18 protein-coding genes and 2 pseudogenes are annotated in these 20,965 nt (G+C 61.9%); 4 read left to right on the top strand and 16 right to left on the bottom strand.

The window, feature by feature from the left end; translation table 11 throughout:
* Position 1: 1 nt before the first annotated feature.
* Positions 2-901: a branched-chain amino acid ABC transporter permease gene (locus P0D89_RS40185; protein ID WP_408366898.1), complete on the bottom strand. Its 900-nt coding sequence runs from the start codon at positions 899-901 to the stop codon at positions 2-4.
* A gap of 25 nt (positions 902-926) precedes the next feature.
* Positions 927-2,129, bottom strand: coding sequence for a branched-chain amino acid ABC transporter substrate-binding protein (locus P0D89_RS40180; RefSeq protein WP_408366900.1), 1,203 nt, complete (start codon positions 2,127-2,129; stop codon positions 927-929).
* A 312-nt stretch (positions 2,130-2,441) separates the two neighbouring features.
* On the opposite strand from P0D89_RS40180, the gene P0D89_RS40175 reads away from it, so the two are divergent.
* Positions 2,442-3,218 (top strand): maleate cis-trans isomerase family protein, encoded by a 777-nt coding sequence (locus P0D89_RS40175; RefSeq protein ID WP_408366902.1) that lies wholly within the window; start codon positions 2,442-2,444, stop codon positions 3,216-3,218.
* 818 nt (positions 3,219-4,036) lie between these two features.
* Positions 4,037-5,800 carry an FAD-dependent oxidoreductase gene (locus P0D89_RS40170; RefSeq protein WP_408366904.1) on the top strand — a complete coding sequence of 588 codons (1,764 nt, stop codon included), beginning with the start codon at positions 4,037-4,039 and terminating at the stop codon, positions 5,798-5,800.
* Positions 5,801-5,908: 108 nt separating this feature from the next.
* Here the strand turns inward: P0D89_RS40170 and P0D89_RS40165 are convergent.
* The 7 genes and pseudogenes from P0D89_RS40165 to P0D89_RS40135 form a co-directional block, all read right to left on the bottom strand.
* Positions 5,909-6,094, bottom strand: a pseudogene (locus P0D89_RS40165) (DUF1275 family protein); the annotation flags it as partial.
* Positions 6,095-6,171: 77 nt separating this feature from the next.
* Entirely contained in the window at positions 6,172-7,083 is a 912-nt protein-coding gene (locus P0D89_RS40160) for a glyoxalase (RefSeq protein WP_408366906.1), read from the bottom strand.
* Positions 7,084-7,107: 24 nt separating this feature from the next.
* Positions 7,108-7,521 (bottom strand): DoxX family protein, encoded by a 414-nt coding sequence (locus P0D89_RS40155; RefSeq protein WP_408366931.1) that lies wholly within the window; start codon positions 7,519-7,521, stop codon positions 7,108-7,110.
* Positions 7,522-7,546: 25 nt separating this feature from the next.
* Positions 7,547-7,729 carry a hypothetical protein gene (locus tag P0D89_RS40150; RefSeq protein ID WP_408366908.1) on the bottom strand — a complete coding sequence of 61 codons (183 nt, stop codon included), beginning with the start codon at positions 7,727-7,729 and terminating at the stop codon, positions 7,547-7,549.
* A complete protein-coding gene (locus tag P0D89_RS40145) occupies positions 7,726-8,016 on the bottom strand; it encodes a DUF1427 family protein (RefSeq protein WP_408366910.1) in 291 nt (96 codons plus the stop codon). The genes P0D89_RS40150 and P0D89_RS40145 overlap by 4 nt, the downstream gene beginning before the upstream one ends.
* A gap of 134 nt (positions 8,017-8,150) precedes the next feature.
* Positions 8,151-8,837, bottom strand: a complete 687-nt coding sequence (locus tag P0D89_RS40140; RefSeq protein ID WP_408366912.1) for a hydrolase — start codon at positions 8,835-8,837, stop codon at positions 8,151-8,153.
* Between the two features lie 29 nt (positions 8,838-8,866).
* Complete coding sequence (locus P0D89_RS40135) at positions 8,867-9,208, bottom strand: carboxymuconolactone decarboxylase family protein (protein WP_408366914.1); 342 nt, start codon at positions 9,206-9,208, stop codon at positions 8,867-8,869.
* Between the two features lie 280 nt (positions 9,209-9,488).
* Here P0D89_RS40135 and P0D89_RS40130 point away from each other — a divergent pair, with 280 nt between their 5' ends.
* Positions 9,489-10,244: a TrmB family transcriptional regulator gene (locus P0D89_RS40130; protein WP_408366916.1), complete on the top strand. Its 756-nt coding sequence runs from the start codon at positions 9,489-9,491 to the stop codon at positions 10,242-10,244.
* 923 nt (positions 10,245-11,167) lie between these two features.
* On the opposite strand, the gene P0D89_RS40125 is transcribed toward P0D89_RS40130, so the two are convergent.
* The 6 genes from P0D89_RS40125 to P0D89_RS40100 all read right to left on the bottom strand — a co-directional run bounded on the left by P0D89_RS40125 (position 11,168) and on the right by P0D89_RS40100 (position 18,185).
* Positions 11,168-12,802 carry an FGGY-family carbohydrate kinase gene (locus tag P0D89_RS40125; protein ID WP_408366917.1) on the bottom strand — a complete coding sequence of 545 codons (1,635 nt, stop codon included), beginning with the start codon at positions 12,800-12,802 and terminating at the stop codon, positions 11,168-11,170.
* A gap of 92 nt (positions 12,803-12,894) precedes the next feature.
* A complete protein-coding gene (locus P0D89_RS40120; RefSeq protein WP_408366919.1) occupies positions 12,895-13,623 on the bottom strand; it encodes an SDR family oxidoreductase in 729 nt (242 codons plus the stop codon).
* A 26-nt stretch (positions 13,624-13,649) separates the two neighbouring features.
* Positions 13,650-14,933, bottom strand: coding sequence for a sugar ABC transporter permease (locus tag P0D89_RS40115; protein ID WP_408366921.1), 1,284 nt, complete (start codon positions 14,931-14,933; stop codon positions 13,650-13,652).
* Positions 14,934-14,947: 14 nt separating this feature from the next.
* Positions 14,948-15,751 (bottom strand): ATP-binding cassette domain-containing protein, encoded by an 804-nt coding sequence (locus P0D89_RS40110; protein ID WP_149668000.1) that lies wholly within the window; start codon positions 15,749-15,751, stop codon positions 14,948-14,950.
* A gap of 80 nt (positions 15,752-15,831) precedes the next feature.
* Complete coding sequence (locus tag P0D89_RS40105; RefSeq protein WP_408366923.1) at positions 15,832-16,890, bottom strand: ABC transporter substrate-binding protein; 1,059 nt, start codon at positions 16,888-16,890, stop codon at positions 15,832-15,834.
* A gap of 326 nt (positions 16,891-17,216) precedes the next feature.
* Positions 17,217-18,185, bottom strand: coding sequence for an AraC family transcriptional regulator (locus P0D89_RS40100; RefSeq protein WP_408366925.1), 969 nt, complete (start codon positions 18,183-18,185; stop codon positions 17,217-17,219).
* A 585-nt stretch (positions 18,186-18,770) separates the two neighbouring features.
* Here P0D89_RS40100 and P0D89_RS40095 point away from each other — a divergent pair.
* Positions 18,771-20,696 (top strand): potassium transporter Kup, encoded by a 1,926-nt coding sequence (locus tag P0D89_RS40095; RefSeq protein ID WP_408366927.1) that lies wholly within the window; start codon positions 18,771-18,773, stop codon positions 20,694-20,696.
* A 38-nt stretch (positions 20,697-20,734) separates the two neighbouring features.
* Here the strand turns inward: P0D89_RS40095 and P0D89_RS40090 are convergent.
* Positions 20,735-20,965: pseudogene (locus tag P0D89_RS40090) on the bottom strand (hypothetical protein); the annotation flags it as partial.

Genomic DNA, 20,965 nt, shown 5'->3' with positions numbered 1-20,965 from the left:
ATTACATTCTCTCGACGACGCGTTCGCCGAACAGCCCGGTCGGCTTGATCACGAGCACGGCGATCAGCACGCCGAAGACGAACACGTCGGTCCATTGCGAGGAGACATAGCCCGCGCCGAAGGCTTCGAGTAGGCCAATCAGGATGCCGCCCGCCATCGCGCCCGGGATGTTGCCGATGCCGCCGAGCACGGCGGCGGTGAACGCGCGCAGGCCTAACACGAAGCCCATGAAGAAATTGATCTGCGTGTAGTAAAGCCCTTCCATGACGCCCGCCACGGCGGCCAGCACCGAACCGAGCAGAAAGGTGAGCTGGATCAGGCGTTCGACGTCGATGCCCATCAGACGCGCGGCGTCCTGATCGATCGCCAGCGCGCGCATCGCGGTGCCAAGGAAAGTGTGGTGAACGAAGAAATAGAGTGCCAGCATCAGGGCGAGGCTTGCCACGATGATGCCGATCTGCGCGAAGGTGATCTGCACGCCGTGAAGTTCGAATCCCGCCTGGCTCAGCACATGCGGATAGGTGCGAAAACCCGCGCCGTAGATCAGCAGCACCCCATTTTGCAGCGCCAGCGAGACGCCGAGTGCCGTGATCAGAATCGACAGCCGCGGCGCGCGCAGCAACGGCTGATACGCGAGCCGCTCGATCAGGAGGCCGAGCCCGCCTGTGACAGTCATCGCGGCCACGAGGGCGATCAGCAGTGCCAGGGCGAGCGGCAGGTGCGCGGACGCAAGGACCATCAGGCCGGTCCAGCCAATGAACGCGCCGACCATGAACAGGTCGCCATGCGCGAAGTTGATCAGCCGGATGATCCCGTAGACCATCGTGTAGCCGAGGGCGACGAGCGCGTAGAACGAGCCGGTCGTCAGCCCTTCGACGACGAACTGGAAGAAGTCGCTCATGACGGGGCGGGGCGCGCAATAGCGCCTACTTCATCGCCGCCCAATGTCCGCTCGCATCCTGTCTCTGGTAAGGCTCGAAGTTGTCGTTGTGCACGATGATGGTGATGTACACGGCTTTGCTGCGATCGCCCTTCGGATTGAAGGCGATCGTTCCGGTTGCGCCCGGGTAGTTCGAGATCTTGTGCAGAGCAGCCGTGATCGCCGCAGGCTGTGCCGATTTTGCGTCCGCGATGGCTTTCGCCGTGACCCCGACGGCATCGTATTCATAGACCGAGTACGGTCCCGGCCCTTGCCCGTAAGCCTTCGTATAGTCATCGACGTAGGCGTGCGCGCCGCTCAGGAACTGCGCGAGCGGCGCCGTCGTGATGATCATGCCGTCGGCGGCGGGACCGGCTGTCTTCATCAGGGTGGGATCGTTGGTGGCGTCGCCGCCCATGAAGGTCATTTTCAGACCCAGTTGCCGCGCCTCCTTGACCATCAGGCCGGCTTCGGAGAAATAGCCTGTGTAGTAGATCACGTCAGGCTTCAGTGAGGCGACCCGCGTCAGAGTCGGTGAATAGTCCATCTGACCGGGCGTGATCGAATTGGCGTACACGACGTCGACACCGTTCTTCTTCAGGGCTTGCACGGTGTTCTGGGCGAGGCCTTTGGAGTAGGTCGTGTTGTCGTCGATCACCGCCACGTGCTTCGCGTGCAGGACGTCTTTCATGAAGTTTGCCGCGAAAGGGCCCTGCTGGTCGTCACGGCCGATCGTGCGGAACACGTTGTCGTACCCCATCTCGGTCAGTTGCGGATTGGTCGACGCATCCAGCACGTAGGGAATCCCGGCGCGATGAAAGGTTGTCGATTCCGGCAGCGCCGCGCTGGAGCAATAGCCACCCGCTACCGCGACAACGCCCGCATCGACGAGTTTCTGTGCCGCCTGCACCGCGGTCTGCGCATCACAGGCGTCGTCCTCGGGCACCAGCTCGATCTGCTTGCCGAGCACGCCTCCGGCCGCGTTGATTCTGGCGGCGGCGAGCTTCGCGCCGTTGACGATGTCCGTGCCGGCGTTGGCACTGCTGCCTGACAGCGGGACGGGCACGCCGATCTTGATGGTGGCGCCCTGGCTTAGCGCCGAACCGGGCGCCATGCCGACAAGCAGGGCCAGGGCGGCCGCCATGGCCGCGACGGCCGTTTGCCGCGAGCCCCGCTCTGCACCGGGCCAGTCATTCTTCTGAGCAATCATGTTAGTGACTCCTTATTGTGAAAGGGATCGGACGATCCGCCACACGGATAAACCGGTGACATCAGAAAACGAACGGAAATGGGCGATTGCACCTGATTCATACCCGCCAGGTCAGCAGCGTGACTACTGGTTTCACCGGAGCGCTGGCACGAAAGCGCTTCTTTCATGATAGGAGGCGGTGTGCGTTGGTACGGTATAGGGTATTTGCGTATAAACCACTACACAAAGGCGCCGGCAATCCTCTACCTTTAAAAAGGGCAGTGACGGCAGGCACGCGCGAACCCGAATGCGAGATGACAGGATGACACTGAAATGAGTGCGATTGCACAGCAGGATGACGCGTACACGAGGCTGGACTTCACGCTGGACGACGGCGTCTGCCGGCGTGCCGCGATCGGCCTCGTGGTGCTCGCCACCGATCATACGATCGAGCATGAGTGGCGAGGCTTGCTGACGCAGGACGGCGTGGCGTTCTACGAAAGCCGTGTGTACAACTCGGCGGATATCACGCCTGAACGGCTGGCGGAAATGGAGGACCGTATCGCACCGGCGGTCGCGCTGATCCGTCCGGCCGAGCGTATCGATGTGGTGGCGTTTGGCTGCACGTCCGCGTCGATGGTGATTGGGGAGGAAAAGGTGTTCGCGCGGATTCGCGAAGCGCGTCCAGATGCCGCGACGACTACGCCGATCACCGCGGCGCTGGCGGCGCTTCGCGCACTAGGCGTCCAACGTACGGCCCTGCTTACGCCCTACGTGCGTTCGATCAACGATTACATGCGCGACTATATCCAGTCGCGTGGCCACGTCATTACGCGCATGGCGTCGTTCGAGCATGCGAACGATAACGAAGTGGCGCGGATCGATGCGGCGTCGTTGCGAACTGGAGTTGAGCGACTTGCGCGCAATCGTGACGTGGATGCGATTTTCGTGTCGTGCACGAGCTTGCGCATTGCCGGGTTGATTCCGGAGCTCGAGGCGGCGATCGGCAAGCCGGTGATATCGAGCAACTACGCGATGGCCTGGCACGCGTTGCGGCTCGCCGGCGTGGAAGATTGCGAGCCTCATCTTGGGCGGCTGTTTGCGCTGTGAAGTTGTATCTTGAAACGCGACGCCGCGCGACGGGGCGATAGTGCGGCGATCGACGCGCATCGCCGGTTCCAGTTCACGCGCCGAAAGCATCATATGCCTGGGTCCCCTGCTGCGATCGGATCAATCCCGCACTGCCGATGTGCCGGAAGCGCGCCTGAACGGCCTGTCGACGAGGCCCGGATAGTGCCCGCATAGCCACCCTGTGACCTGTGTGACGCGAGTTCGGATGAAGCGGATTCAAGACCGGTTAATTGATTGTAGTTCGGTGTGACTATTGATATCGGCACCGCGCGTAAACGGCGTAGGGCGCTAGAGCATTTGCGACTGGCGCCACAGTTGTGCGACTGGCCTACATTGTTATGAATGGCACCTCAGCATTTTGATTTATGGACCTTTAATCCGTAGGTCGAGTGTTCGAGTCACTCGTGCCCACATTGCGGCTTCTTCGGACACAGACGTTGCCTCCCGGCTTGACTGCAAGTGCTGCCGAAGGTCGTGTGCGTCACGCCGGGGGGTTCTGGAGCCGTGTCTTAAATTGCAAACATTTCGTAGCGGGGACTTGGGTCCGACGTCAGGCAGAGATCGGCCATCTCCAGTCGTTCATGTATCGCGCTCGAGTGGCCGCTAACGCCTGATCAGCCGCCCCTTGATGCGAGTGCCGCTCGCGAGTACCACGAGGGCTCGGACACGGGCAAGATTGGTGTTACCTATTTGCGGCATGTCGACGGCTAACCTATCTTGAATCACTGGACGGGATTTACCCCGTGGGTTATCCAAAAGGCCAGGCCGATTCCAACGCAGGTAGTCAGAGGTTCACGATGAACAGCGACGCAGCTTCGCCGCCGGGCGCCCCGGAAAACCAGACAGAAGTCGGCACGAACGGCGCCGATCGTTCGGCCGTGCCGGATGCGCAGACCCCAGATACCACCCCGCGCTGGCATCAGATATTTCCGGTACTGACTGACGCCGAGATTGATCGGATCAATCGCTTTGGTGTGGTACACGGCTACGCCGTCGGCGAATTCTTATATCGCGCGGGCGGCATGAGTCCAGGCATGTTCGTCCTGTTGTCGGGCACGGTTCGATACACGGCACGCGACGGACTGGGCCATAAACGCTTGCTGCGCTCTCAGGCGAAACGGGGCGAATTCACCTCCGACGTTGGCATGCTTTCAGGCAAGCCCGGCCTTGTCGATGCTGAGGTTATCGAAGATGTGGTGGCGCTCGTGATTTCGCCGGAAAAGCTGCGTGCCCTGATGATCGGAGAGGCGGAACTCGGTGAAAGGATCATGCGCGCGCTGATCCTGAGGCGTGTCGCCGCGATCGAGCGCGGGCAAGGGGCGGTGCTCGTCGGGCCGCCCGACAACGAGCGGCTCCTCGCGCTGCAACATTTCCTGCAACGCAATGCTTATCCGCATATGACGCTTGACGAAAGCGGTGCCGATGCCATGGCGTTGTTCGACCGCATGACGCCTCGGCGCGATGACATGCCGCTCGTTGTCTGCCCGGATGGCACCGTGCTGCGCAATCCGGACGACGGGCAACTTGCCTCGTGCCTGGGACTCGTGCCGGAATTCGATCCCAGGCATGTTTACGACGTCGCGATCGTCGGCGCCGGGCCCGCTGGCCTGGCGGCAGCCGTCTATGCGGCATCCGAAGGCTTGTCAGTGGCAGTCTTCGATTGCCGCGCGCCGGGCGGCCAGGCAGGCACGAGTGCCCGCATCGAAAATTATCTGGGCTTTCCGACCGGCATTTCAGGGCAAGCGCTAGCCGGCAGGGCATTTAACCAGGCGCAGAAATTCGGCGCGCACATCGCGATTCCCGTCGACGTGAAAGGCTTGCATTGCAGCGCATACCCGCTCGAGGTGGAACTCGCCGGTTCGCGGCGCGTTGCGGCACGGACGGTAGTCGTCGCGAGCGGCGCGGAATATCGGCGTCCGGCGGTGAGCGGGCTTGCGCGCTTCGAAGGTCACGGCGTTTATTACTGGGCGACGTCGATCGAGGCCCGGCTTTGCCGCAGCGAAACCGTGCTGCTGGTCGGTGGCGGAAATTCGGCAGGTCAGGCTATTGTGTTTCTTGCATCGCATGCTGCCCATGTTCATGTCCTCGTCAGGGGCCAGGATCTCGAACACGGCATGTCGCGCTATCTGATCGAGCGAATTGCCTCGTTGCCGAACGTGACGATCCATATGGGTTCTGAACTAACGGCCCTCGAAGGTGACGAACGACTGGAGTCCGTCCACTATCGGCGACCCGGTGGGGGCATAGAAAGTCTGAAGACGCATCACGTGTTCCTTTTTATCGGTGCCGACCCGAACACGAACTGGCTGCGCACGTGCGGAGTGTCGCTGGATCCGAGAGGATTTGTGTTGACGGATACCGATCTGGGAACACGAGCCAGCGGGCCCACGCTCCCGCTGCATACAAGTGTCGACGGCGTGTTTGCAATCGGCGATGTTCGATCGGGTTCCACCAAGCGCGTTGCAGGGGCCGTGGGCGAAGGGGCGGCCGTGGTCGCGCAGATTCACCGTTTTTTGGCCATGAAGCGCGCCGAAACACACGCGCCTTCCATGCATGTGTAAGTCGCCTGTCGCGATGGGTTGCAAGGCTGGATATGTCGCGCGGATCTCTATTAAGTTTAGATGGCGTTACACCCGTATTGGAAAAGGCACGGACCGCTCAAACCAGGAACCAACCAGAATAGCAACGTACGCCACCACCTTCATGAACACGCCCTGGCCGAAGCCTGTCGCTTCGGCGCCGATCAGCACGAAGTTGCCCGTGACGTGCGCGGTGAACAGCCCGAAAAGCGCGACAAAGCTGAGCGTGTCCACGTAGCCCGCGATGGCTGCGAGCACGCTGTCTGCAGATTTCATCGATCGTCTCCCGCGCCGGGGGGATGACATCGGGCGGCCTCGCGACCGTCATGGCGCATCACCCCGGCATCCCGGGTCTACCGCGCAACTGCGTGAATCTCGGCGATATAACCACCAGGGAACTGCACGAGCGCGGCTTCGCGCTTATCCGAAGTGAACGGCGGGACCAGCACCGTGACGCCTGCCGCCTTCGCCTTCTGTAGCGTGTCGGCGAGATTCGACACTTCATAACCCGTCACCTCCCGGCCGAACGGCCAGGGCAAGTGGCCGTCGGTCGCCAGCACCGTCATCTTGCCGAATCCCGAATCGATCCGCACACGCCGGTATGTATCGCCGGGACGGCCAATCTCGACACCGGGCGCCTTGCGATCATCGGCGACGACCTTGCCGTGCGAAAAGGCCACGAAATCGTGGATCAACGCGTCCGCGCGTTCCGGCGACACGTAGACCCGGTTCTCGGGCACCGTCTGCAAGGGATCATAGTTCGGCGCCTGTTTGTGCCAGTAAAGCTGCATGTCGACGCCACCCGGCCACTCGATGATCGCATCGCGTCCGATCGGGTCGGGGAAGGTCGCGACCTTGATGTCCGCCCCATCCGCCTTCGCCGACTTCATGGCGGCGTCCATGTCGGTCACGAGGTACCCCGTGCGCTCGTTGCCGAACGGATTCGGAACCGGCGTCTTGAAGCCGAAGACGGAGATCGTGCCGACGGGCGTGAAGACGAGTTGCGACATCGTCTGGCTCGGCGTGGGCGTCACCTGAAAGACGCCCTGCTGCGCCTTGTGACCGCCGAAGGTCGCAACAAGACTATCGGTGAACTTGTCGAAGTCCTCGGGCGTGACATAGACGTGCGTGGTGTCGTACTGCGGTCCCACGGCGAGGTGCGGGCTCGCCGCCGCCGGCTCGGCGTACGCCACGGACGCCACAGACGAGAAGGCAAGACCGACGGCAACGAGCGTCGTCACAAGCAGGGAACGGAAGTTACGCATGATGTTGAAGGTCCTCTAAGATATTTACTGACCACCGGCATGGCCGGAGGAATGCTTGATGCCGGCAACGCATGTCGCCATGACGAGCGCAGCGATGAGCCCGAGATGCTCGAAGAAGGCGTTCAACGCGAAAACGTGCCCGTCGCCCGTCAGGTTCCAGAAGTCGTTCGCGACGAACATCGCCACAGCCGTCAATGCACCCAGTGCGCCCGCGCCCAGCCACACGAAGCGGCTGAAGATCACGCAGGCCGAGCCGCCAGGCTCGACGATGATCGCGAGCGCCGCCCACAGCCACCCCGGATGCAGCCCGAAATGCTTCTGCTCGAGCACGGCGGCATGAAAGTTCGCGAGCTTGGCCACACCTCCGATCACATACGCGGACACGAGCGCCGCGCGGACCGCCAGCGGCAGCCAGCGCTGCGCGAGCAGCGCGGCGATCCAGTGCGGATTGCCTTGTGCGTGCTCATGTCAGACCGCCCAGCAGGCGCAGCCGAGCGTGCCCCAGAACGAACCCAGGTCTGACGCCGGCGCGTTGCCCGACCAGGCACGCGCGTGGTCGTGGCCATGCACGGCGCAACCATTCGCACAGCCGCAGGAAGCTGCCGTTGTGCAGAACCAGCTCGGGGGATTTTGCGGAAGTGTTCATGAGCGGGCCTCCTCGTTTCTAGCAGTCTTGCGAGCAGCCGTGACCCGCGAAATGCCGTGCTGCAATGAGCCTGATGCCGTGGTTGCCCCATCCGACGCACGTGTCACCGTTGAGCGAATGGCGCCAATGAGATATTGCTCGCTGAGTGGAACGAGCTGCTCTCCAGCGAGAATGCCGAGCAGGCCGACCAGTGCAATCAGCGGTGGGGCTGGCGACCGTACGCCAATCAGGTGGTAGATGACGCCGACCAGAACGCCGGCACCTAGTGAAAACAGATAGACTTTCATGGGTTCATCTCTCTTGCAGCGGGCAGCATCAGATCGGGCTTGTCTGAAGCAGATAGCGCAACTACTCCTGCCGGCCGGCGGCGTCACGCCGCACGGCCAGCGTCGGGACATCAAATGAGATGGAGGGGGGCCGATTACCTGGCCGGAAGTGCGGGCACGATCTCGTGATGACCAGCCGCGCGCTGGGGCGTTTTGTGCACCATGGTGTAGGCGTAGTCCACGCCCATCCCGTACGCACCAGAATGCTCGCGGACTACGCCCATGACGGCGTCGTAGGTTTCCCGACGCGCCCAGTCGCGCTGCCATTCGAGCATCACCTGTTGCCACGTCACGGGCACGACGCCTGCCTGGATCATGCGCTGCATCGCATAGTCGTGCCCGTCCTTCGACGTGCCACCCGACGCATCTTCAACCATGTAGATCTCGTAGCCGCCTTCCAGCATGGCGCTGAGTGCGAAGGTGTTATTGCAAACCTCCGTCCACAGGCCGGAAACCACGATCTTGTTGCGTCCATTCGCAGCCAGCGCGTCGCGAACCTTCTGGTCATCCCAGGAGTTCATCGATGTGCGTTCGAGCAGCGGCTGGCCGGGAAATACGTCGAGCAGTTCGGGGTAAGTAAAGCCCGAGAAGCTTTGCGATTCGACCGACGTGATGGTGGTCGGAATGTCGAAGATCTTCGCTGCCTTGGCGAGGCCCACCACGTTGTTCTTCAGCACCTGCCGGTCAATGGATTGGACGCCGAATGCCATCTGCGGCTGTTGGTCGATGAAAAGCAACTGGGAGTTTTGCGGTGTCAGTACTTCGAGCTTGGGGTTACTCATGATGGGTTCCTTTCAGTGTGTCTGGATGATCAGGCTTGCTTCAGGGTTTCGATGGCGTCGAGCACGTGCGTGCTGTACGTGATGGCAGCGCCGGCGTTCAGATTGACGGCAACGCCCAGCGCTTCTGCGATCTCTTCGTCTGACACGCCGAGCTTGACGGCCTCGGCTGCATGAAAGGCGATGCAGCCATCGCAGCGCGTGGTGACTGCGACGGCTAGCGCGATGAGTTCACGCGTCTTCGCGCCGAGATGGTCGGTCTTGGCGCCCGCTCCAGCGACAAGGGCAAAACCGCGAAGGGTGTCCGGCGTGCGAGCGGACAGTTCTTTGAGGCGAGAATTGATGTCCTGAATCGTTTCTTTCCAAGCAGTCATGAGATAACTCCAATAGGAATACATAGGATGTAAGCGCGCGAATCGGCCGCTTGGCCGGTCCGCTGTTCACCAGCTTCGGGTCAATGTGGTTCATCGACTCCGGGCGTCAACGAATTGACTGAGACGAATGCTAATCGGGCGTCCGGCATGCGTCGTTAAGAAACGTGCAAAAACTTTTTAAGTTAGCCTATCTCATTGATTTGTATCGTTTTTTACTGTACTATTCAACCGAACGAATCGTAATGCTGCGGCGATCACCTTCCCGGATCGGTTGGCGAAAATGAACCTTATCGAGATGCTCCAGGCGGCCGGCATCGAAGGGAACAAGGCCGACTTCTATCTGGCCTCGCTCGAACTCGGCGAGGCGACGGTCGCTTCCATCGCCCAGAAGGCGGGGATCGGCCGCACCAACGCATACGAAGTGCTCGACCGGCTGCTCGCCGATGGGCTCGTCGCGACCGTGCAGAAAGGCGCGCGCAGCTACGTGATTCCGCAGGACCCGATCGCTCTGCTCAGGCGTATCGAGGCGCAACGTCAGCTCGTTCAGGAAGTGCTCCCGCGACTGCGCTCGATTCACAACTCAGCGGGTGGAAAACCGAAGGTGCGCTATTTCTCGGGCATCGAAGGGATCAAGACCGTGCTCAACGAAACGCTCGAATGTCAGAGCAAGGAGTTGCGCGCCGTGATGTCGAACAGCGAGCTGTTTCAGATGCCGGGCTTCGAGATCATCAGGGGTATCGTCGCGCTACGCGTCCGTGCGGGCATCAATCTGCGCATCATCCGCTCCGGCCCGGGTGATGCGCGCGACCTGTGGCGATCGTCGACGCGCGATCGCCGCGAACTCCGCTTTGCGCCCGCCGATTTCGAAGTGGGTATCACGACCTATCTGTACGACGACACCGTGGCCTTCATTTCATCGCGGGCCGAGCACTACGCACTGTCCATTCAAAGCGCGGAGTTCTTTGCGTTCGAGTGCAGTCTGTTCGAAGTGCTGTGGAGCGCGAGCACGCCCGACCGGTTCGATAAACCCGCCTGAACCGCTTTCGTTCGCTCCGAGACAGTACGGGATGCTAATCCAAACACGCAGACCGGAAAGATAAGTGAGCCCGCGAAAGTGGGCCAGTCGCACTAACTCTGACGCACCCAGCGAGACACCTATGGCGCGGCTTTACGTAACTCCTTGGTTTTATATTTTGCGCCGTCGCGTCAACTCTGGCGCGCTACGAACGGCCACTTGTCCAGGGCAGGATGCAACGGACCCCGCATGACCCCGTTAAGGCCGAAGTGCGGCAAGCAACTATGCGTACGCAAACGGCCGATGCACTTTGAGAGCGGCCATGGGAATAGCGGCGAGTTGGGATGGCGGCAACGGGTCGAACTAAGCCGACCCTGTCAGCCAGAGATCGGTCACAGAGCAAGCGGATTTGCGCGGACGCTCAGATGGCCGGTTTTCTGAAACCGCTGATCGACCTATGCTTGTCACGAAGTCGATGTCCGTCGCTATGCCTGCTCTACCTCGATTACAACTCTGGTATGTGCGGTTCCGCTTGCGACGAGCTCATAGGCCTGTTCCACCATTCACAAGTTGCGAGGCACGGGTCTGCTCCAGGCTGGCAGCCTGCGATTCGGTACGCTGCGAAAGCAAGGTGGCCTGTTGGGTCGCCTAGGCTTCTCCCATAGCGATCAGTTCGGCTTCGCCGCGGATACGCGCCACCATCTGCGATAACTGATAGGGCTAGCAGGCGGCTCTGTTCGCTCAGCGTGGCCAGTTTGTGGCGCCCCGGCAAGAATACCGGACCTCCACGGCGGGTCGTCTCGCGACCCGTCACGCGCAGTCCCGGCGACGCAGATCTCGCGCACGCAACGTCAGACGATCGCTACGTCGACCAACACACCGTTCATGTCGAATGCGGTGGCCTGGATGATGCTCATGGGGGAAACACCGGCGTCCTCATGAGCCTAACGGATTTCTCTGGCCACGCGCTGCAACTGCCTGAAGGCACGATAGCGTGCCTCGTGCAGTGCAGCGATGTCGCCCTCGGCCGACTCGTAGGTCTTACTGATCCGCGACATGCTGCCCATCGCCGACCGAACGTCGGCGAACCTTCCGCCAGCCACGCCGCCGAGCATCGCGGCACCCAGCAGTACAGGTTCTTCCGCGTGGGTGGCAAGCACTGGCTTACCCGTCGCATCGGCGAGCAGTTGCCGCACCAGATCGAGTCGCCCCGCGCCGCCACTGAGTACCACCCGCTCGATCGGCGCGCCGGCCTGCGCCTGCGCTTCGATGATCTGGCGAAGGCCGTAACCGATACTGCAGATACCCGCAACGTAGAGGGCGACGAGGCTGTTCAGGTCGTCTTCCATTCCAAGGCCTGCAATCACGGCTCTCGCGTGCGGGTCAGCCAGCGGGGCTCGGTTTCCCAGGAACTCGGGAACGACATGCAAGCCGTTCGCCAGCTTCGCCGCGCCTGACAAACTGGCCGCCGCCTGCACCGCGAGGGCGGCGAGCATCGCCGGCAGAGACTGGCCCGTTTGCTCCGCCTGTTGCCGGGCCGCGGGGGTCGCGGGATGCATCGAAAGCAGTCGTTCGATCGCGGCGCCGGCCACCGATTGCCCACCCTCGTTGAGCCATGCATCGGGCACCATCGCTGAAAAGTAAGGCCCCCACACGCCGGGCACGAAGACCGGGCTGCGGGTCGTGGTCATCGTGCACGATGAGGTCCCGAAGACGTAGGCGAGGCAGGATTCCGGCTCACGATCGGCACCGACGGTGCCGATCCCTCCCGCGTGGGCGTCGATCACGCCCGTGGCGACCGGCGTTCCGATTCGCAGGCCAAGCTCCGCTGCGGCGTGTGCCATCAATCCGCTGCCGAGCGGCGTTCCCGGGTCGACGACGGTCTGGCCGATGCGCGCGAAGGCCTCGTCCGCCAGCACGCCGAGGCCGACGCTGCGAAAGTAGCTCTCGTCCCAACGCCGTTCGTGCGCAAGATAGGTCCATTTGCAGGTGACGGTGCAAGTGGATCTGGACAGATCCCCGGTGGCGCGCCAGGTCAGGAAGTCGGTCAGGTCGAAGAATTGCCAGGCTGCCGCGAAGACGCCTGGCTTGTTCTCGAGCAGCCACAGCAGCTTCGGCGTTTCCATTTCCGGCGAGATCTTGCCGCCGACAAACTTCAGTACCTCGTGCCCCGTCGCATTGATACGCTCGGCCTGCTCCACGGCGCGGTGGTCCATCCAGACGATGATGTCACGCTCGGCTTGCTCCGACGGGCCCACCGGCAAGGGCTGTCCGCCGGGGCCCAGCACGACTAGCGAGCAGGTGGCGTCGAACCCGATGCCGGCGATGTGATCGGGCGACACCTCAGCCTGCGACAGTGCATCCTTCACGGATTGGCAGACCGCATTCCAGATCTCGCCGCTCGACTGTTCGGCGATGGAACCGCTCGCTTGAAACAGGGTAATGTCGCGCCTGGCTGACGCCACCATGCGGCCGGCAAGGTCGAAGATTCCGGCCCGGGCGCTGCCCGTGCCGACATCGACGCCAATGACATAACGCGTGTTGTCTGTCACGCCAGGGATCGGATTTTCTGAGGTCATGGCTCACTGCCTGCTGAATGCTGCACATTACGTGTTGTGGGAGACGTCCGGGCGGGCGGCGCGCCACAGCGGCACGGCCCCAGTCACGCGTTTCAAAGGTCGACGTTGTTTGGAAGGATCACGAGATCGCGGATCGTCACATTGCGTGGCCGCGTCAGCATGAAGAGCACCGCATCGGCGACTTCCCTGGGCTGCATCAGGCTGCCCGACGCAAGCGCTTCGTCCATCTTCGCCTTCGGCCAGTCGTCGAGCAGGGCTGTGACGACCGGACCGGGAGCCACTGCGCCGACCCGCACGCCATGCCTGGCGAGCTGGCGCCGGGTCGTGTGGACGAAGGCCTGCACCGCGAATTTGGACGCGGTGTAGATCGGCTCCCACACAACGGGGACGATCCCCGCGATGGAGCTGGTGAAGATGATATCCCCCGATTTCTGCGCGACCATGTGCGGCAGCACGGCGTGGACCGAACGGAACGCGGCATTGACGTTCAGGTTCAGCATGCGATCCCACTCGTCCGGATTTCCGTCCAGCACGTCGCCGCCGACGTAGGCGCCGGCGTTGGCATGGAAGATATCGAGGCCGCCGGCAAGTTCGAGGATCTTGGGCAGCAACGCGGAAACCTCGGACGGCTGCAGCAGATCCACGACCAGCGGCAGGGCGTTCGGACCCAGCTCCGTGCAGAGTTGCTCGAGCCGGTCCTTCGCACGATCGATCAGAACGACCTTCGCGCCGGCTGCGACGAGTGTGCGCGCGCATTCCAGACCGATACCCGATGCCGCGCCGGTAATGGCGGCAACCTTTCCGTTGATGGATTCAGACATGCATTGCTCTCCTGGATTCTCTGGAATTACGCGCGGCCATGTGAGACGCGGGACTGCCGGGCGAGCGAGTCGACGATCACCGCGATTGCCAGCACCGCGCCGGTGATCATGAAGCGCAGCGAGGAGGACAGGTTCAGTAGCGTCAGGCCGCTGGCGATAGACTGGATCACGATGATGCCCAGCACCGCCGAATACGCGCTGCCGCGGCCGCCGAAGAGGCTGGTGCCGCCGATCACTGCCGCTGCGATGGCATTCAGGTTCACGTCGCCACTGCCGGCCTGCTGACTGGCCGACGCGAGCCGAGCCGCAGTCAGCACGCCGCCGAGTGCGGCGAGACTGGCGCACAGCACGAAAGCGCTGGTGTAGATGGCGCCGACCTTGATGCCTGCCCGCCTCGCGGCCTCGTGATTGCCGCCGACCGCGTGCATCGAGCGGCCCCAGCGGGTTCTCTTGAGCGCATAGTCCATCGCGACGGACAGGCCGAGGAAGATGCCGAACATCAGCGGGACGCCGCGTCCCTGGTTGAGGTAGACAACCACGGCCTCCAGCAGGACCGTGAGAGCGAGGGCGCGCACGAGAAGGCTGCTCACCGAAGGCGCGGAGAGTTGGGACGCACGGCGGCGCTCACGCGTGCGTAGCCCGATCACCAGCATCACGGCCCCAGGGATCAACGCAATCAGATACGCGATGACAGCGGGGATGATGATGAGTTGCCCGAGATTCACCATCGTCGAGCCGTAGGGCAGGTTGATGGAGCCCGTGGCGCCGAGGACGTACAACTGCATCCCGAGGATCGCGAGCAGTCCGGCTAGCGTCGCGACGAAGCTCGGCATGCCGAGCCGGTTGAGCAGCAGCGCGTACAGAGCGCCGACCAGCGCGCCAACGGCGATGGCAGCGGCGATCGCCAACAGCACCGGCCAGCCATGATTGACCCAGAGCATACCCACGAGGGCCGAAGCGAAGCCGCTCATCGAGCCCACCGACAGGTCGATTTGTCCCACCATCAGCACGCAGACGATGCCCAGCGAGATCACGCCGACCGTCGAGCAGTCGAACAGCAGGTTCACCAGGTTGTCGGCCGACAGGAACACCGGGTTCAGGCTGGTGAACACGGTCCAGATGATGATCAGACCGGCGACGACCGGCAACGAACCAAGATCGCCCGAGCGCACCCGTTCGACGAAGGCGGAAACGGTGCCGCCAATGCCGGTGGCGTGCTTGACGCGGATATCGCTGCGGTCGAGCAGCGTGGACGGCGGCGGCGCGCCTTGCGGTTCATGCTGCGGGGCGCCTTGCATTTCATCGTTCATGATCGTTCCTTTATCTAGGCACCCTGTTCGGCCTGGCGCCGGCCGGCACGACGCGACACGGCGTTTTCGGTGGCGCCGGTGATCGCGGCCACCAGCTCCTGATTCGAGGAGTCGGGATAAAAAACACCGTTGTTGCGACCGAGCCGCAGCACCACGATGCGATCCGCCACAGCGCGAACGTCTTCCATGTTGTGGCTGATCATGATGACCGCGTGGCCGCGGTCGCGCACCCGCTCGATCAGGTTCAGCACCTCGGCGGTCTGGGCCACACCCAGTGCCGCCGTCGGCTCGTCGAGCATGATCAGCTTGGGGTCCAGCAGCAACGAGCGCGCGATCGCCACGGTCTGGCGTTGCCCGCCCGACAGCGAGGCCACCACGTCGCGCACGCTTGGGATGCGGGCCGAAAGCTCGTTCAGAAGCGTCCAGGCCTTCACCTCCATGGCGACCTCGTCGAGGCGCAGCGGATTCAGCTCGCGCCCAAGGTAAATGTTCGCGACAACATCGAGGTTCTCGCACAGCGCGAGGTCCTGGAACACCGTGGCGATACCGAGATCGAGCGCCGCGCCCGGATCGGGCAGCGTTACCTCTTTCCCATCGAACATGATCGTGCCGGTGCTGGGTTGATGGACCCCAGCGAGCACTTTCACCAGCGTTGATTTCCCGGCGCCGTTGTCGCCCACCAGGGCGACCACTTCGCCGGCATGCACGTCGAGCTCGATGTCCGTCAGGGCTGAGACCGCTCCGAAGTTCTTCGAAACGCCGCGCAGGCTCAGCACCAGCTCGCCACGCCTGGATCGTGTTGTGGAGTTGTCAGTCATGGGACGGATACCTCATCGAGAGTAGGGGGACCTGGCACACGCCGGGTCCCGTCCGCGGCTTGCGTCGCGTTTGCGCCGGATCAGTACGTGATGCCAAGCTTCTTGCATCCTTCGGCATAGCGATCGGTGCACAGATCCTTGCCGCTCGCGAACCCCTTGTCGACAACCTCCGCCTTGAGGTTCTTCGCCGTGATGACCGCGGGCTTGAAGAGTTGAGACGGCGTGTTGAAGAGCGTCGTTTCAGCCTTCGGGGTCTGGCCGGACAGGAAGCCGACTGCCACCTTCGCCGCTGCGGCTGCGACGATCTCGCTCGGCTTCAGGATCGTGTTGTACTCGTCGCCCGCGATGATCAACTGCAGTCCCGCGATCGTCGCGTCATTGCCGGTCACCGGTGGCACCGGATTGACGCCGGCTGCCTTGAAGGCCGCGATGGCGCCGCCGCCCGTGCCGTCGTTAGCGGCCACGACGCCGACAATCTGCGGGCCGAAGCGCGTGATCTGCCCGCTGACCCACTGCTGGGCCTTCGGCGGTGCCCAGTCCGGCGTGTCGTATTCGGCCAGTGTCTTGTAGCCGCTGCCCTCCAACCCGGCGTGGATACCCTTCTTGATCAGTCCCGCGGCCGCGTCGGTCGGCGAACCGTTGACCTCGAGCACGCCGCCCTTGCTGGCTGGCACTCCCGTCTCTTTCAGATGCTGGACGAGCGACTGCGCGATGGCCTTGCCGATACCTTCGTTGTCAAACGATACATAGTAGTTGGCGGGCGTCGAGGGCACGGGCCGGTCATAGGCGATGACCTTGATCCCCTGGCCCTGTGCCATATGGACCAGCGACGCGGCGGCCGTCGAGTCCACCGGGTCGAGCACGATCACCTTGGCACCCTGCGCGATCACCGAGTTGAACTGCTGCTGCTGCGTCGAGACGTCGGCATTGGCGTTCTGGTAGAGCACCTTGCAATTGGGGCAGAGCTTGCCCATTTCAGCCTTGAAGCCGGGGAAGTCATGCTGTTCGTAGCGCGTCGATGCCTGGTCGGGCATCAGAAAGGCGACCGTGCCACTGGGCGCGGCCAGTGCCGCTGTGCTGCTGATCAAGCTCAGGCTCATGGCGCTGGCGCCGATCAGGCGGTTCGAAAGTCGGGTCATCGAGTGTCTCCGTTTTTAGGAAATTCCGGCGCGGGTGCTGCCGTGATTGGGCCGCGGGAGCGGCTTCTTGTTGAAGTTCGTCAGGTGTTTGCCAGCGTTGTCCAGATCAATGCCCATCATGCGCTTCAAAGGCGGTAGCGCGAATACGGGCTCGTCGCTGCGTTGCGATTGATATCCTGTGTAGTACGCAATACATCCATTCACACATGCACTACATGTTGCGGCGTTCATCGTTCGTTCTTCGTCTAGTCGCCTCCCGGTTCGGAATAAAGCTACAACGCTAACAATTACGGGTGTCGTCGCGGTAAGCCCAGCAACACCACGCGCTATCCGGACGCCTGCGAGACACGCTCGGCGTCACGCGATTCATTCGCACTGGCAGCATTGAGTTGTTGGTAAGCGCGCCACCGCGAAGGCGACATGCCCTTCAGCGACAGGAACTGGCGATTGAAATTGGACAGGTTATTGAAGCCGACCTGATAGCAGATATCGGTGATATTCAGTTCGCCGGACATCAGCAATTGGCACGCGAGATTAATCCGCAGCCGGTTCACGTATTGCACGAAGGGCACGCCGGTGTGCCGCCGAAAATATCGCGAAAAGGCACTGACGCTCTGTCCCGCGAGTTCGGCCAACTCCGTTTCGCGCAACTCTTGCGACAGGTTCTTGCCGAGGTAGGAAAGCACGTGATTGATGCGCGACTCGGCATAGCGCGCTGGATCCGCACAATAAGCAGCGCTTGCGAGCTTCACCGGCTCGACGCTCTGCACGAGCAGATCAAACAAGGCGAGAAACAACGTGAGGCGCCGGATGCCTTTCGCGCACAACATCTCGCGCATGATCGGTTCGACGGCCGCGCCCGTGTCGGGAGTGAACAGCACACCACGACGCGAGGCATCGAGTAACGACTCCACGCGCTTGAACTCCGGGAAAGCCTGGATCGCTTGTGCGATGAATCCCGCATCGAACTGCAGGATAAGACAGCGTTCATCCACATGCTCGCCATGCGGCACATTGCTGACCCAGTTGTGCGGCAGATTCGATCCCATCATCACGAGATTGCCGGGCGCGAAATTGCCGATGTAATCGCCGACGAAGTATTTGCCCGTCGTCGACGTAATCAGCTGAATCTCGTATTCAGGGTGGAAGTGCCAGCGCACGGTGCGATAGGGATACCCATGCGACCAGACCTTGAACGATTCATCGCGCGGCACCGCGACCAGTTCCAGATCCGGCTGTGCGATTTTGGCGTGGGGGCCATCGGTGCGCGCTGTGGCACGCAGCGTCGTGTGCATCTGCCTTCCTCCTCAAGACTGCTTTGCTTTTGCGGTGCACGTACAACTGGAGTGCCCAGACATGGGAGAAAGTTAGCCCTGGCGGCGATATCTCACCACTGAAAATAAGACCGAAGACTAATACTTTATTGCATTCGGGTTAGTCCGTACGGCATAGAGCGTCAACTTTTTGTGCAACGCGGAAGCTGGCAGGCGCAATTCGCGCGCTGAGGAGTCAGTCTGGCGAGGTCAATGAAACACTGCTTGCCGACGTGAGAATCGCCGGACGTTGGATATCGATATGTATAGAGTGTGTGCGACACCTCGAATCAGTGTTATCGCAGCTGCGCGTCGGCAAGCTTTACCACCCAAACAACCGCTTTAGCCTGGGACCAGGCTTTCCGAGCGTGAAAGCAATATCGCGAGCCCGAACTACTTTTCCAATGCTGCTTCCCTATACTTTGAATAACAACGGCTGCAAGCCAATCAACTGATCATTCAGTCAGCCTGACGATCGAACAGACGCGAACAAGCGCGTCTTGTTCCACGCGATGGGGTGGCACATCGCATGCGTCGCGGCGCGGCAGCGCCAATCTGGAGCGAGACATGAGCCTGACTGCACCTGCCACATCGGAGACGGGCCATCACGGGGATCCCGTGCATCGCCGGCCGGCGACGTCCGCACTCGCACTCGCGGCCCTGGGTGTCGTTTACGGCGATATCGGCACCAGCCCACTCTATACACTGCAGACCGTGTTCGATCCGGTGAACGGACTTACGTTGAATGCCCTCAATGTGGTCGGCATCGTGTCGTTGATCGTCTGGTCGCTGACGGTCGTCGTCTCGCTCAAGTACGTCGCGCTCATTTTGCGGGCGAACAATCACGGCGAAGGCGGCATCATGGCGCTGCTGGCGCTCGCTGCTTCGTCGGTGATGACGCGGCCCCGGTTGCGTCGTACGCTGCTGGCTGTCGGCATCATGGGTGCAGCGCTCTTCTATGGAGACAGCGTGATCACGCCTGCAATCTCGGTGCTGAGCGCAGTCGAAGGGCTGGAGGTCGCCGCGCCGTTTCTGAAGACGTGCGTGATACCCGTGACACTCGCTGCGTTGATTGCGCTGTTCCTGATGCAAAAGCGCGGCACAGCCGGCATCGGCAAGATTTTCGGGCCTGTGATGGTGCTCTGGTTCGTGGTGCTTGCAGTGGTGGGCGTCGTCAACATGATGAAAGCGCCTGCGATACTCTTCGCACTCAATCCGTTCACCGGACTTGCATTCTGCCTGCATCACCGGTGGTTGGCTTTCGTTGCGTTGGGGGCGGTCGTGTTGTCGCTGACGGGCGCCGAAGCGCTGTATGCGGACATGGGCCATTTCGGTGCGAAGCCGATCCGGCTGACCTGGTTCGGGCTGGTATTCCCCGCACTCGCGTTGAATTACATGGGGCAGGGTGCGTTGCTGCTTGCCGATCCGGGGGCGCTGCAGAATCCGTTTTACCGGATGTTCCCGCAATGGACGCTGTATCCGATGATCGCGCTGGCGACTATCGCGACCGTCATCGCCTCGCAGGCAGTGATCTCAGGTACGTATTCGATGACGAAACAGGCGATGCAACTCGGCTTCCTGCCACGGATGAACGTCGTCTATACGTCGGAAAGGGAGATGGGGCAGATCTACGTGCCGGGCATCAACTGGACGTTATTGGCTGCGGTCGTAGCCGCCGTGCTCGGCTTCGGATCGTCGACGGCGCTCGGCTCCGCATACGGTATCGCCGTTACCGGCACGATGCTGATTACAACGATTCTCACCTTCTTCGTCGTGCGCTATGCGTGGCATTACAACTGGTCGCTGTGTTTCTTCGCGACGTTGTTCTTCTTTATCATCGACGCGACATTTTTCTCGGCGAATCTGCTGAAACTGACGCAAGGCGGCTGGTTCCCGCTGCTCGTCGGCCTGATCATCTACACGGTCATGGCAACATGGGGACGCGGCTGGGAGATGATGCGCGCCGAAGCGCGCGTGAGGGCTGGGACGACGCCGCTGAGGCCATTCCTCGCGACGCTGCTTGCCCGTTCACCGACACGGGTCGACGGCACGGCGATCTTCCTGTCGGCTGATCCCGATGGAGTCCCGCACTCGCTAATCAACAATCTGATGCACAACCACGTCTTGCACGCGCGCGTTGTTTTCCTGACAGTGAATAACGAGGAGATACCCTGGGTGCCGGTGAGCCAGCGGGTGAGCATACAGTCGCTCGGATCGGACTGCTACCGCATCACGATCACGTATGGCTTCATGGATGAAGTCGATCTGCCGCGCGCATTGGAGATATGCAAGACCTCGGGTTTGGCCTTCGAGCCAGCGCAGACGTCTTATTTCCTCAGCCGTGCCACCGTTGTGCCCACACGAGACAGCGGCATGGCCATGTGGCGCGAGCGGCTGTTCGCGGTCATGCTGCAGAACGTAGGTAACGTTGCGGCCTATTTGAAGCTGCCTGCCAACCGGGTGATCGAGTTGGGCGCGCGCGTGGAAATATGACGCGCTCATGCGGGTCGAGCGAAAGTGCGGGAATCCGTTCAACTGCCGTAGCCTGCTCGAGTAGCCAACTCGACAGGCTTCTTCGCGATGCCGCCATTGTCAGCCTGGCGATCCCACAGATTCTCGCAATCAACTGGAAACGTCCGCTGTGGAGAAAGTTGAACGGCCGATGTGGGCGAACCGAACCGTTTGATCCCGAGCGTCACGTTCACCCTCGATTTGATGTAGCGATGATCTTGGTCGGGTAGCAGCAGCGCATTGCTGCGCTG

Origin of the sequence: Paraburkholderia sp. RL18-085-BIA-A (assembly GCF_046027075.1) — a bacterium.
In the GTDB taxonomy this organism is placed as follows: domain Bacteria; phylum Pseudomonadota; class Gammaproteobacteria; order Burkholderiales; family Burkholderiaceae; genus Paraburkholderia.
Note: the sequence above shows the minus strand (reverse complement) of the source record. Positions and strands in the feature narration are given on the sequence as shown.

Bases quoted from the DNA above. Each gene is read 5' to 3' on its own strand.
- P0D89_RS40185 (WP_408366898.1), bottom strand. From the start codon at position 901: ATGAGCGACTTCTTCCAGTTCGTCGTCGAAGGGCTGACGACCGGCTCG.
- P0D89_RS40180 (WP_408366900.1), bottom strand. From the start codon at position 2,129: ATGATTGCTCAGAAGAATGACTGGCCCGGTGCAGAGCGGGGCTCGCGG.
- P0D89_RS40175 (WP_408366902.1), top strand. From the start codon at position 2,442: ATGAGTGCGATTGCACAGCAGGATGACGCGTACACGAGGCTGGACTTC.
- P0D89_RS40170 (WP_408366904.1), top strand. From the start codon at position 4,037: ATGAACAGCGACGCAGCTTCGCCGCCGGGCGCCCCGGAAAACCAGACA.
- P0D89_RS40160 (WP_408366906.1), bottom strand. From the start codon at position 7,083: ATGCGTAACTTCCGTTCCCTGCTTGTGACGACGCTCGTTGCCGTCGGT.
- P0D89_RS40150 (WP_408366908.1), bottom strand. From the start codon at position 7,729: ATGAACACTTCCGCAAAATCCCCCGAGCTGGTTCTGCACAACGGCAGC.
- P0D89_RS40145 (WP_408366910.1), bottom strand. From the start codon at position 8,016: ATGAAAGTCTATCTGTTTTCACTAGGTGCCGGCGTTCTGGTCGGCGTC.
- P0D89_RS40140 (WP_408366912.1), bottom strand. From the start codon at position 8,837: ATGAGTAACCCCAAGCTCGAAGTACTGACACCGCAAAACTCCCAGTTG.
- P0D89_RS40135 (WP_408366914.1), bottom strand. From the start codon at position 9,208: ATGACTGCTTGGAAAGAAACGATTCAGGACATCAATTCTCGCCTCAAA.
- P0D89_RS40130 (WP_408366916.1), top strand. From the start codon at position 9,489: ATGAACCTTATCGAGATGCTCCAGGCGGCCGGCATCGAAGGGAACAAG.
- P0D89_RS40125 (WP_408366917.1), bottom strand. From the start codon at position 12,802: ATGACCTCAGAAAATCCGATCCCTGGCGTGACAGACAACACGCGTTAT.
- P0D89_RS40120 (WP_408366919.1), bottom strand. From the start codon at position 13,623: ATGTCTGAATCCATCAACGGAAAGGTTGCCGCCATTACCGGCGCGGCA.
- P0D89_RS40115 (WP_408366921.1), bottom strand. From the start codon at position 14,933: ATGAACGATGAAATGCAAGGCGCCCCGCAGCATGAACCGCAAGGCGCG.
- P0D89_RS40110 (WP_149668000.1), bottom strand. From the start codon at position 15,751: ATGACTGACAACTCCACAACACGATCCAGGCGTGGCGAGCTGGTGCTG.
- P0D89_RS40105 (WP_408366923.1), bottom strand. From the start codon at position 16,890: ATGACCCGACTTTCGAACCGCCTGATCGGCGCCAGCGCCATGAGCCTG.
- P0D89_RS40100 (WP_408366925.1), bottom strand. From the start codon at position 18,185: ATGCACACGACGCTGCGTGCCACAGCGCGCACCGATGGCCCCCACGCC.
- P0D89_RS40095 (WP_408366927.1), top strand. From the start codon at position 18,771: ATGAGCCTGACTGCACCTGCCACATCGGAGACGGGCCATCACGGGGAT.